We start from the raw sequence: 12,611 nt of genomic DNA on the forward strand, positions 1-12,611 counted from the left end.
TGTGCCCACGGATTCTCGGAGGTGAAACACGAGAGCCCCCGATCGGCGTTTCCGCTGGTCAGGGGCCACGTGTTCGCTGTCTCTACGAGTGACCGGAGGGGGAGGACAACCGTCCTCCAGGGCAACCGCACTCCAGGGGAGGTTTCCCCCACGGAGGCCGGCTCCCCCGATTCTTGTCGACGTCGGCTGAAGACTGACCCCCTGGCGTCGTTTGAAAGTGAACCCCCTGCACGACGCTGTGGAGGGTGATGAGCGTGGAGGACTGGGCGGAGATCCGTCGGTTGCACCGGGTCGAGGGGATGGCGATCAAGGCGATCGCGCGTCGGCTGGGTGTCTCGAGGAACGCGGTGCGCCGGGCGTTGGCCCATGACGCCCCGCCGAAGTATGTCCGAGAGCCCAGGGGCTCGATCGTCGACGCGGTCGAGCCCAAGGTTCGCGAGCTGCTGCGGGCGGTCCCGGACATGCCGGCGACGGTGATCGCCGAGCGGATCGGGTGGGACCGGTCGATCACGGTCCTCAAGGACCGGATCCGTGAGCTGCGTCCGTACTACCTGCCCCCGGACCCGGCGACGCGGACCTCCTACGACCCGGGTCAGCGGGTCCAGTGCGACCTGTGGTTCCCGCCGGCGCCGATCCCGGTCGGGTTCGGGCACGTCGCCTGTCCGCCGGTGCTGGTGATGGTCGCGGGCTACTCGCGGATGATCTTCGCGGTCATGGTCCCGACCCGTCAGGCCGAGGACCTGATCGCCGGGCACTGGTCGGTGCTGCAGGCGATGGGCGGGGTTCCGGCTCAGCTGGTCTGGGACAACGAGCCCGCGGTGGGGGCCTGGCGGGCCGGCAAGCCCAAGCTCGCCGATCAGTTCGAGGCGTTCCGCGGGACGTTGGGCATCTCGGTGCACCAGTGCCGCCCGCGGGACCCGGAGGCCAAGGGTCTGGTCGAGCGGGTCAACGGCTACTTCGAGACCTCGTTCCTGCCCGGGCGGACCTTCACCGGCCCGGGTGACTTCAACACCCAGCTGACCGACTGGCTGGTGCAGGCGAACGGGCGCCATCACCGGTCGCTGGGTGCTCGTCCGGCTGACCGGTGGGCCGCCGACGCCGCCGCGATGCTCGCCTTGCCGCCCGTGGCCCCGCAGCTCGGCTGGTCGGCGACCGTCCGCCTGCCCCGGGACCACTACGTCCGGTTGGACTCCAACGACTACTCCGTGGACCCGGTCGCGGTCGGCCGCAAGGTCGTGGTGACCGCTGACCTGGCCACCGTGACCGTCCGCCTGGGCACCAAGGTCGTCGCGGCCCATGAGCGGTGCTGGGCCCGTCAGCAGACCATCACCGATCCCGCCCACCGGGCCGCTGCCCTGGCGTTGTCGTTCGCGGCGGCCCACCGGCCGGCGGCCCCACGGATGCAAGAGGTCGAGCAACGGAACCTGGGCGACTACGACCAGGTGTTCGGGCTGGCCGAGGTGATGGCCCGATGAGCGCGACCCAGACCCGCGACGTCACCGCCGAGCTCGCGTTCTTGACCCGCGCGTTGAAGGCGCCCACGTTGCGTGACGCGGTCGACCGCCTCGCCGAACGGGCCCGCGCGGAGTCCTGGACCCACGAGGAGTTCCTCGCGGCGTGTCTGGGCCGCGAGGTCGCCGCCCGTGAGACCCACGGCGGGGAAGGGCGCATCCGCGCCGCCCGGTTCCCCGGACGCAAGTCCCTGGAGGACTTCGACTTCGACCACGCCCGCGGCCTCAAACGCGACCTGATCGCCCACCTGGGGACCTTGGACTTCGTCGCCGCCCGGGAGAACGTCGTGTTCCTCGGCCCGCCCGGGACCGGCAAGACCCACCTGGCCACCGGCATCGCGATCCGCGCCTGCCAAGCCGGCCACCGCGTCCTGTTCGCGACCGCCTCGGAATGGGTCGACCGCCTCGCGACCGCCCACCACGACGGGCGCCTGCAAGACGAGCTCCGCCGCCTGGGCCGCTACCCCCTGCTGGTCATCGACGAGGTCGGCTACATCCCCTTCGAACCCGAAGCCGCGAACCTGTTCTTCCAGCTCGTCTCAGCCCGCTACGAACGAGCCTCCCTGATCGTCACGTCCAACAAGCCCTTCGGCCGCTGGGGCGAGGTCTTCGGCGACGACACCGTCGCCGCCGCCATGATCGACCGCCTCGTCCACCACGCCGAAGTCATCGCCCTCAAAGGCGACTCCTACCGCCTGAAGAACCGCGACCTCGGCCGGGCACCAGGCCCGACCGACGACTGAGCACGACCACCGCAGAGGGGTTCACTTTCAACCGACGACACGGGGTTCACTTTCGGGCGACGTTGACAATTCTCGCCACGTGGAGTCATGGATCGATTGTGCTCCTGTCCGCTGACACGGCACTGATCGCCTTGTCGTGGTGTCCTTGGCAAACCCGATGGCGCGCGGCGAAGCTGGCCGTGTCGACGAGAGGGGCCTCGAGACTCGCGTGAGCGGATTCACGTCCGCGTCCAAGGGCAGTGCTTGCACGCGAGGCAGCGGCGTCACTCGGTAGTGCTCCGGGGGGTCTCGACGGCGTCACGCCGTCACACGCTCGGAGCTCACGGGAACACCACCCAGGGACACCAACGCCCCCCGGGTCCATACCGAGGGGCGTGGTGCCTGCTGTCTCAACAGCCTTAGTCCGGGGGCTCCCGGAGAACGAGGTCAGTCTACCCGGGCCCACCGCGGTCGGATCCGGGTGGGGCGAACCGCGCAGGTCCACCGAGCGGCGTGTCAGTGCGTCACGCGGCGCCAGCGGGTCGGTGCGCACAGCTCGGGTCTTCGGCGAACGGGTCGCCGGTCACGGCGTAGGCATGAGAGCGGGACCCACCACAGACGTTGCGGAACTCGCAGCGTCCACATCGGCCACCGAAACCATCGGGGTGCCGCAGCGCTTGAGCAGCTCCGACTCCCGGTAGATCCGGGGGAACGGCTTGTCGCGCACCGACCCTGCGGCGACAGGCAGGAATCCGCTCGGGTAGACGACTCCGACGTGGTCGACGAAGGCGAAACCTCGCCCGGAGTTAACGTCGAGCGGCGCGCGCGGGTGCCGGCGGACGGGTTCACGCCCGTCGAAGAGCTCGGCGGTGGCGGCCCTGAGCCTCGAGCGCAGCGGGCCGACCGGGAACGCGTCGTCGAGCTCGGGCACACCGGCACGCTGCATCGCCACGCGGCGGAAGTGCGGCGCCTCGGTCGTCTTGATCGCGACGAGCGCCGACACGTCGTGCAGCCAGTGCAGGACCTCTTCCGCTTCGTCGGCGTCCAGCGCCTCGAGGTTCTTGCCCCGACCGGTGGGGACCAGGAAGAACACGCTCCACAGGGAGGCGCCGAGAGTGAGGACGGACTGCAGGATCTGGGGCAGCTCATGCACGTTGCCGCGCGTGACCGTCGTGTTGATCTGCAGGCGGAAACCGATGTCACGCACGGTGCGTGCCGCGTCCAGGGTGGCGCCGAACACGCCGTCGATGCCCCGGAACGCGTCGTGAGTGTGCGCGGTGGCTCCATCCAGGGACAGCGAGACGGCCTTCGCGCCGGCGTCGTGCAGCTCGACGAGGACAGCCCGAGTGAGACGCGCGGTCACCGATGGGGACAGCGCCATGCTCAGGCCGAGGCTTGTGCCGTGCGCGACGAGCTCGGGGAGGTCCGGTCTTTCGAAGGGGTCACCTCCGGTCAGGACGACGAGGGGTCGGGGTGCGCCGAAGGACGCCAGGTCGTCGAGGAGAGCCCGGCCCTCGCGGGTCGAGAGCTCGAGGGGGCTGCGGGTGCGGATCGCGTCGGCCCGGCAGTGGGTGCAGACGAGCTGGCAGGCGCGCGTGACCTCCCAGATGACGATGAACGGCCGCTCGGACGTGTCGTGGCGCAGGTGGCGTATGGACCGATCGGTGACCTCGACGGCCGTCATCCGATCCCGTGGCCGTTCCGCGCGCTCCAGCGGCTCAGGACGGTGACGACGGGTAGGGCGAGTATGACCAGCGCGGCGAACGGCAAGAACCCGCGGGCGTAGCCCGCTGTGCCGCCGACCATTCCGGTGACGACACCCATGACGGGCGGGATGACGAAGCCTCCGAGAGCACCGAGACCGCCGATCCATCCGGATGCTCCTCCGACGGCGTCCGGGACGTAGCGGGGCAGGAGCTTGAAGACGATGGCGTTCTGCAGGCCCATCCCCGCAGCGACCGCCAGCGTCGCGACCAGCGAGACAGCGAACGTCTCGGAGAACGAGAGCACGAGGCTCCCGGCGAGCATCAGCAGGAAGTTCCCGGGCAGGGCGTACCGGATGGAGATCCGATCGGAGAGCAGCCCTCCGGGCACCCGGATGAGCGCGGACAGCAGCGAGAACGTCGCGGTCAGGACACCGGCCTGCGCCAGCGAGGTGCCGTACATCGATGACCAGAACGTCGGGAGCCAGGAGGTGAAGGCGAGGAACCCGCCGAAGGACAGGAAGTAGAAGAACACGAGCATCCACGTCGCGGGGATGCGCGCCGCGAGCTTGAGCCCGGACCAGGCGCCGCCCGTGGGTGCGAACTCCCCCCCTCCGAGGTCCGCGATCTGGTCGGCGGGGACGGCCAGCCCTTGACTCTTGAGCTGGAACCACGGCGCGTCCTTGATGAACACCCAGTAGACGAGAGTCACCGTCAGGAGGATCGCGAACCACACGCTGTAGGCACCGAGCATTCCCATGGCGCCGACAGCCATCGGAAGGAGAAGGCTGGACAGTCCGGGGCTCGTGTTGCCGAGTCCGGCGTAGACGCCGAGCGCACCGCCTTGGTTCTTCCGCGGGAACCAGTAGGACACCTGACCGATCCCGACCGAGAAGGTGGCGATGCCGCACCCGATCAACGCGCCGAGCAGCAGCAGCAGCGGGTAGGTGCCGGTCATCGAGTCCGGGTAGGCGGTGGCCAGCAGGACGAGCAGCCCGATCATCCCTAGGTTGGTGACCAGGAGCAGGGCGACGAAGGGCTTGCGTCCCCCGGCACGTTCGACCGCTGCACCGAACGGGATGCGCAGAAGCGAGCCGGTCAGGGCGGGGATCGCGGCGAGCATGCCCGCAGCGAAGGGGCTGAGGTCGAGCAGATCCTTGAACTTGGGGACCAGGGGGCCGAATACCGAGACCCCAGCGAAGCCGCCGAAGAAGCCGAGAGTCGCGAGCCACATCGCCTGATCGCGAGTGCCTCTGACGCGCGCTCGGAGCCCGAGCGCATCACGTGTCTGCGGGAGTGCCGTCATGGTCGTCCTTCTTCGGTCGGTGCCGCTCAGTCATCGGATCGTTCGGACTCGCACCCGGTCAGCCGACCGGTCCACCGCGCGAGCCTCGAGCGTCCAGCTCCGTGGCCCGACACGGACCAGCATCAGACCGCACGGCGACTCACGCATGCGCTAGTTTATACGACATGTCTCGGATAAACGGCGATTTCGCACGTCGCGTCTCACGCTCGCGGACGTTCGCGCTGGGTCGTCGGCAGGGCGACTCGCGCGGAGCTGCCGTACCTGCGCCGTCGCGAAGCCGGTGTTACGGTCGCAAGGCAGTGGCCTCAGGGGCACATCCGTGGAGTCTCGACGCAGGGAGTCGGCAATGAGGCCGAGTCATCGACGTGCCGTTCCGCCTCCGGACGATCGATCCCGCCGGTGCGGGAACGCGCCCGTTCCGACACGCTCCGCTCTCCGGCCGTGGCAGTCGCCGTGGCCGCACCGCTTGCTCCCCGCCGAACCACCGAGAGGCCTCTGCTCGTGACGACTTCCCCCAGGCCGACCGCACACCCGGCGAAGATGGACGACGAGGTCACCGAAGCGCTGCTCAAGACGCGCCGGTACTTCCAGAAGGCGGAGGTGTCCGACGACCTGCGGACCCTTCATCAGATCGGCGGCCGGGACGCGGACACCTTCTACCGCGACCGCTGGAGCCACGACAAGGTCGTCCGCTCGACGCACGGGGTCAACTGCACCGGGTCATGCTCATGGAAGGTGTACGTCAAGGACGGCATCATCACCTGGGAGACCCAGCAGACCGACTACCCCTCCACCGGCCCTGACCGTCCCGAGTACGAGCCGCGAGGCTGCCCCCGAGGCGCCGCGTTCTCCTGGTACACCTACTCCCCCACCCGGGTGCGCTACCCGTACGTCCGCGGCGTGCTGCTCGAGATGTACCGCGAGGCGAGGGCACGCACCGGGGAGCCGGTGGCGGCATGGGCCGACATCATGACTGACCCTGAGCGCTCCCGCCGCTACAAGGCGGCCCGCGGAAAGGGTGGGCTGGTGCGCGCCACCTGGGACGAGGCGGTCGAGATGATCGCGGCGGCCCACGTGCACACGATCAAGGAGCACGGTCCCGACCGGATCGCCGGCTTCTCCCCGATCCCTGCGATGTCGATGGTCTCGCACGGGGTCGGCTCGCGGTTCTACTCGCTGATCGGCGGCGCGATGCTGTCGTTCTACGACTGGTACGCGGACCTCCCGGTCGCCTCGCCGCAGGTGTTCGGCGACCAGACCGACGTCCCGGAGTCGGGTGACTGGTGGGACGCCGGGTACCTGATCATGTGGGGCTCGAACGTCCCGGTGACCCGCACCCCGGACGCGCACTGGATGGTCGAGGCGCGCTACCGCGGGCAGAAGGTCATCGCGGTGTCGCCCGACTACGCCGACAACGTCAAGTTCGCCGACGAGTGGCTCGCCCCGGCGCCGGGGACCGACGGTGCGCTCGCGATGGCCATGGGGCACGTCGTCCTGAAGGAGTTCTTCGTCGACCGGACGACCCCGTACTTCCAGGACTACGTCCGGTCGTTCAGCGACCTGCCGTTCCTGGTGACTCTCGAGAAGGCCGGCGACACCTACGTCCCCGCCAAGTTTCTCACCGCCGCGGACCTCGGCGAGACGTCCGAGAACGCCCAGTTCAAGACCGTCCTGATCGACGACGCGACCGGCGAGGCCGTCGTGCCCAACGGCTCGCTCGGGTTCCGGTACGGCGACGAGGGTGAGGGCCGGTGGAACCTCGAGCTCGGTGACACCGTCCCGCGCCTGAGTGCCGACGGCGCGGGGTCGGGGGTCGCCGCGATCGACCTCCCCCGCTTCGACGCGGTCGACGGCTCCGCCGGGGCTATCACCCGGGGGGTACCCACGCGCCTCGTCGCCGGGAAGCTCGTCACCACCGTCTACGACCTGCTGCTCGCGCAGTACGGCGTCGGACGCGAGGGCCTGCCGGGGACGTGGCCCACCGGGTACGACGACGCGTCGTCGCCGTGCACGCCCGCCTGGCAGGAGACGATCACCGGTGTCCCGGCCGCGAAGGCCGAGAAGATCGGGCGGGAGTTCGCCGCGAATGCCGAGGAGTCGCGCGGGCGCTCGATGATCATCATGGGCGCCGGCGTCAACCACTGGTTCCACGCCGACACGATCTACCGCGCCTTCCTGACGCTGACGACGCTGTGCGGCACCCAGGGCGTCAACGGTGGCGGGTGGGCGCACTACGTCGGCCAGGAGAAGGTCCGCCCGCTCACCGGGTTCACCCAGTACGCGAACGCGCTCGACTGGTCGCGCCCGCCGCGCCACATGATCCAGACCGCGTACTGGTACCTGCACACCGACCAGTTCCGCTACGACACGTTCAGCGCCGACGCGCTGTCCTCGAACCACCGGGCCGGCGAGAAGCCCGGCGCGTTCGGCGGGATGTCCACCGTCGACGTGCTCGCGCAGTCGGCGCGCCTGGGTTGGATGCCGTCGTACCCGACGTTCGACCGCAGCTCGCTAGCGCTGGCCGACGACGCCGAAGCCGCCGGCGTTCCGGTGGACCAGTACGTGCCGTCCGCGCTCAAGGACGGCAGCCTGAAGTTCGCCGGCGAGGACCCGGACGCCCCGGAGAACTACCCGAGGCTCCTGACGGTCTGGCGCTCGAACCTGCTGGGCAGCTCGGGGAAGGGCAACGAGTACTTCCTCAAGCACCTGCTCGGGACCGACCATGCCGTGCGCGCGACCGAGGCGGAGGTCGTCGACCGACCGCGGGATGTCACCTGGCGCGAGGACGCCCCGGTGGGCAAGCTCGACCTGCTGCTCACGCTCGACTTCCGGATGACGAGCACGACGCTGTTCTCGGACATCGTGCTCCCAGCAGCGACCTGGTACGAGAAGTACGACCTCTCCAGCACCGACATGCACCCGTTCGTGCACTCGTTCAACCCGGCGATCTCCCCGCCGTGGCAGACCCGTACTGATTTCGATGCCTTCCATACGATCGCGCGGGCCTTCTCGACGATGGCGGCCGAGCACCTCGGGGTCCGCAAGGACGTCGTCGCGATGCCGCTCCTGCACGACACCCCGGACGCGATGGCGACCCCGTCGGGCCGGGTGCTGGACTGGAAGTTCGGCGAGTGCGAGCCGATCCCCGGCAAGACGATGCCGAAGCTGATCGTCGTCGAGCGCGACTACGGTGCGATCGCCGACAAGCTGGGCGCGCTCGGGCCACTGGCCGACACGCTCGGGGCGACCACCAAGGGGATCACCTACGACCTGACCAAGCCGATCGAGTATCTCGGGCACAAGAACGGTCGGGTGCGCGGCGGCGTCGCCGACGGCCGGCCGTCGCTCCAGCGCGACATCCACGTGTGCGAGGCGATCCTCGCGCAGTCCGGAACCACGAACGGTCACCTCGCCACGGCCGGGTTCCGCACGCTCGAGAAGCGCACGGGTCGCCGGCTGGCCGACCTCGCGTCGGAGAACGAGGGCAAGCAGGTCACCTTCGCCGACACCCAGGCCGCGCCCACCCCGGTGCTGACGTCCCCCGAGTGGTCTGGCTCGGAGACGGGCGGCCGGCGCTACTCGCCGTTCACGATCAACGTCGAACGCCTCAAGCCGTGGCACACCCTGACGGGCCGGATGCACTTCTTCCTCGACCACGACTGGATGACCGAGCTCGGCGAGCAGCTCCCGGTCTTCCGGCCGCCGCTCAACATGACGGCGCTGTTCCACGAGCCCGAGCTCGGCGACACCGGTGAGCTCGGCATCACCGTGCGGTACCTGACCCCGCACAGCAAGTGGTCCATCCACTCGGAGTACCAGGACAACCTGCTGATGCTGAGCCTGTCCCGCGGCGGTCCCGGCATCTGGATGAGCGAGAAGGACGCCGCGAAGATCGGCGTGAAGGACAACGACTGGATCGAGGCGGTCAACCGCAACGGTGTCGTGGTGGCCCGCGCGATCGTCTCGCACCGGATGCCCGAGGGCACCGTGTACATGTACCACGCGCAGGACCGCCTGATCGATGTCCCCAAGACGGAGACCTCCGGCAAACGCGGCGGGATCCACAACTCGCTGACCAGGATCCTCATGAAGCCGAGCCACCTGATCGGCGGGTACGCGCAGCTGACCTTCGCGTTCAACTACCTCGGACCGACCGGCAACCAGCGCGATGAGGTGACGGTTATTCGCCGTCGCGCCCAGGAGGTGGCGTACTGATGCGCATCATGGCCCAGATGTCGATGGTGATGAACCTCGACAAGTGCATCGGTTGCCACACCTGCTCGGTCACGTGCAAGCAGGCGTGGACCAACCGCACCGGGACCGAGTACGTGTGGTTCAACAACGTCGAGACCCGACCCGGGCAGGGTTACCCGCGCACCTACGAGGACCAGGAGAAGTGGGAGGGCGGCTGGACGCTGACCAAGCACGGGCGGCTCCGGCTCAAGGCCGGTGGCCGGCTGAAGAACCTCGCGACGATCTTCTCCAGCCCGAAGATGCCGTCGATCCAGGACTACTACGAGCCCTGGACGTACGACTACGAGACTCTGACGAACGCGCCGTTGCAGGAGCACAGCCCGGTCGCGCGCCCGATGTCGCTGATCAGCGGCAAGGACATGAACATCGCCTGGAGTGCCAACTGGGACGACGACCTCGGCGGCTCCGAGCTGCTGGCCGCGGACCCGGTGCTGGCCAAGGTCTCGGACAAGGTCAAGCTCGCCTACGAGCAGACGTTCATGTTCTACCTGCCGCGGATCTGCGAGCACTGCCTCAACCCGTCCTGCGCCGCGTCGTGCCCGTCCGGTGCGATCTACAAGCGGGCCGAGGACGGCATCGTCCTCGTGGACCAGGACAAGTGCCGCGGGTGGCGCAAGTGCGTGACCGGGTGCCCGTACAAGAAGGTCTACTTCAACCACAAGACCGGCAAGGCCGAGAAGTGCACGTTCTGCTTCCCGCGCATCGAGGTCGGCCTGCCGACGGTGTGCGCGGAGACGTGCGTGGGCCGGTTGCGGTACATCGGGCTGGTGCTCTACGACGCCGACAAGGTGCTCGAGGCGGCCACCGTCACGGACCCGCACGACCTGCTCGAGTCGCAGCGGGGCGTGTTCCTCGACCCGTTCGACCCGGTCGTCGTGCGGGAGGCGGAGGCGGCGGGCATCCCGCGCGACTGGGTCCTCGCGGCGCAGCGGTCGCCGATCTGGGCGCTGATCAGCACCTTCAAGGTCGCCCTCCCGTTGCACCCCGAGTACCGCACGATGCCGATGGTCTGGTACATCCCGCCGCTGTCGCCGGTGGTCGACGTCGTGGCGGAGACCGGCGAGGACGCCGAGGCGGCCGGGAACCTCTTTGCTGCGATCGACACGCTGCGGATCCCGGTGGAGTACCTGGCCGAGTTGTTCACCGCCGGAGACACCGCACCGGTCACGGGTGTCCTGAAGAAGCTTGCCGCGATGCGGTCCTACATGCGAGACATCAACATGGGCCGGTCCGGTGACCCCTCGATTCCGGCGGCCGTTGGCATGACCACCGCCGAGATGGAGGCCATGTTCCGCCTGCTCGCGATCGCCAAGTACGACGAGCGGTATGTGATCCCGCCGGCGCACGCCGAGCAGGCCCACAATCTCGAGGAGCTCGCCACCGAGTGCAGCCTGGACTACGACGGCGGCCCGGGGATGGGCGGCTCGGGACCGTTCGGGGAGGGGTCCGGGGCTGGGACGCCGCTTGCGGTCGAGAACTTCCGGGCGCTGAAGGAGCGGCAGACCGCTGACAGCACCTCCGGCGCACCGGGGGGAGCACTCGCGTGAATCTCCTGAACTGGGACGGGCGGGGCGCACCTCCCGGGTTGTTCCCCGGACGCGAGAGCTCCGGTGCGGGTCAGGGCGATGAACCACAGGACGGTTCGGCATCAGATGAGGAGACGAGGCGATGAGCCCGCTGGCAGGAAGGCGCGCCGACAAGCGCACGCGTGCCCACGCCCTCGACCTCCGGCAGCGCGCCGTCGTGCATCGGGTGGCGGGACTCGTGCTCGAGTACCCCACCGACGAGCTGATCGCGCGCCTCGGGGACCTTCGCGCTGCTGTCGCCGGGCTTCCGGACCCGGCCCGGTCGGCGCTGTCCGGCGTCCTTGACCACCTGGGGAGCACGTCCGTCCCTCAGCTCGCTGTCGGCTACGTCGAGTCGTTCGACATGCGTCGGCGCGCCTGCCTGTATCTCACGTACTACGGGCACGGCGATACCCGCCAACGTGGGGTCGCCCTGCTCGGCTTCAAGCAGGCCTATCGCGCCGCCGGTCTGGAGCTGACCGAGGAGGAGCTGCCCGACCACCTGTGCGTGCTCCTGGAGTTCTCCGCCACGCATGACGTCGAGGTCGGCACGCGACTGCTCCTTGACCACCGTGCCGGTCTGGAGGTGCTGCGCCTCGCGCTCATCGACGCCGGCTCCCCGTATGCCGGTGCACTGGTTGCCGTCTGCTCGACGTTGCCACCGCTCGTCGGCGAGGAGCGCGAGGCCGTCGCCCGCCTGGCAGCGGAGGGACCGCCGGACGAGTCGGTCGGTCTCGAGCCGTATGGGATGCCCGGTCTCGCGGAGGCCCGCTCATGACGTCGACCCGGGACATCGTGCTGTGGGTCGTCCTGCCCTACGTGTGCCTTGCCGTGTTCGTCGGCGGCCACGCGTGGCGGTACCGCTACGACAAGTTCGGCTGGACGACGCGATCGTCCCAGCTCTATGAGAGCCGTCTGCTGCGCTGGGGTAGCCCGCTGTTCCACTTCGGGATCCTCGCGGTCTTCGCCGGGCACGTGATGGGACTCGGTGTCCCGGAGACCTGGACCTCGGCGGTCGGGATCTCGGAGGGGATGTATCACTTCATGGCCATCAGCATCGGCGCGGTGGCCGGACTGGCCACCGTCGTCGGCATGGCGTTGCTGATCTACCGTCGGCGGACCAACGGCCCGGTCTTCGGTGCGACGACCCGGATGGACAAGCTGATGTACCTGATGCTCGGCCTCGTCGTGGCGCTGGGGATGTGGAACACGATCGCCGGCTCGATGCTGCACACGTACGGGGCGTACGACTACCGCCTCGGGGTATCGGTGTGGTTCCGCGGCATCTTCACCTTCCAGCTCCACCCGGAGCTGATGGCGGCCGCACCGTTCAGCTTCCAGGCTCATGGGACGGTCGCGATGCTGCTGTTCGCGCTGTGGCCGTTCACCCGGCTCGTGCACGTGTTCAGCGTGCCGTTCTTCTACCTGTGGCGTCCCTACGTCGTCTACCGCAGCAAGCCTGAGCGATTCGGCGCACGCGCACCCCGACGGGGCTGGGAGCGGAGCGAACGCTCGCTCCGGTGAGGCAGCGGGTTCCCGACGCTCAGGGA

At 69.1% G+C, this 12,611-nt stretch carries 7 protein-coding genes and 1 pseudogene; 6 read left to right on the forward strand and 2 right to left on the reverse strand.

What is annotated here, in order from left to right:
* Nucleotides 1-245 precede the first annotated feature (245 nt).
* On the forward strand, nucleotides 246-1,475 hold the full coding sequence (gene istA, locus LJB74_RS00975; RefSeq protein ID WP_259306778.1) for an IS21 family transposase: 1,230 nt from the start codon (nucleotides 246-248) through the stop codon (nucleotides 1,473-1,475).
* Nucleotides 1,472-2,254 (forward strand): IS21-like element helper ATPase IstB, encoded by a 783-nt coding sequence (gene istB, locus LJB74_RS00980; RefSeq protein ID WP_259306779.1) that lies wholly within the window; start codon nucleotides 1,472-1,474, stop codon nucleotides 2,252-2,254. The genes istA and istB overlap by 4 nt, the downstream gene beginning before the upstream one ends.
* A 562-nt stretch (nucleotides 2,255-2,816) precedes the next feature.
* On the opposite strand, the gene LJB74_RS00985 is transcribed toward istB, so the two are convergent.
* Nucleotides 2,817-3,917, reverse strand: coding sequence for a TIGR04053 family radical SAM/SPASM domain-containing protein (locus LJB74_RS00985; RefSeq protein WP_310650784.1), 1,101 nt, complete (start codon nucleotides 3,915-3,917; stop codon nucleotides 2,817-2,819).
* The gene (locus LJB74_RS00990; RefSeq protein ID WP_259306780.1) at nucleotides 3,914-5,242 is read right to left on the reverse strand and encodes a nitrate/nitrite transporter; all 1,329 of its coding nucleotides are present in this window, start codon (nucleotides 5,240-5,242) and stop codon (nucleotides 3,914-3,916) included. Before LJB74_RS00990 ends, LJB74_RS00985 begins: the two co-directional genes overlap by 4 nt.
* A gap of 540 nt (nucleotides 5,243-5,782) precedes the next feature.
* On the opposite strand from LJB74_RS00990, the gene LJB74_RS00995 reads away from it, so the two are divergent.
* The 4 genes and pseudogenes from LJB74_RS00995 to narI all read left to right on the forward strand — a co-directional run bounded on the left by LJB74_RS00995 (nucleotide 5,783) and on the right by narI (nucleotide 12,585).
* Entirely contained in the window at nucleotides 5,783-9,457 is a 3,675-nt protein-coding gene (locus LJB74_RS00995; RefSeq protein ID WP_259306781.1) for a nitrate reductase subunit alpha, read from the forward strand.
* A pseudogene (gene narH, locus LJB74_RS01000) lies at nucleotides 9,457-11,168 on the forward strand (nitrate reductase subunit beta). Before LJB74_RS00995 ends, narH begins: the two are co-directional and overlap by 1 nt.
* Nucleotides 11,165-11,839, forward strand: a complete 675-nt coding sequence (gene narJ / locus LJB74_RS01005) for a nitrate reductase molybdenum cofactor assembly chaperone (protein ID WP_259306782.1) — start codon at nucleotides 11,165-11,167, stop codon at nucleotides 11,837-11,839. The pseudogene narH and the gene narJ overlap by 4 nt, the downstream one beginning before the upstream one ends.
* Nucleotides 11,836-12,585 (forward strand): respiratory nitrate reductase subunit gamma, encoded by a 750-nt coding sequence (narI, locus tag LJB74_RS01010; RefSeq protein ID WP_259306783.1) that lies wholly within the window; start codon nucleotides 11,836-11,838, stop codon nucleotides 12,583-12,585. Before narJ ends, narI begins: the two co-directional genes overlap by 4 nt.
* Nucleotides 12,586-12,611: the final 26 nt, after the last annotated feature.

Origin of the sequence: Cellulomonas sp. P24, from assembly GCF_024704385.1 — a bacterium.
Classification (GTDB): domain Bacteria; phylum Actinomycetota; class Actinomycetes; order Actinomycetales; family Cellulomonadaceae; genus JAJDFX01.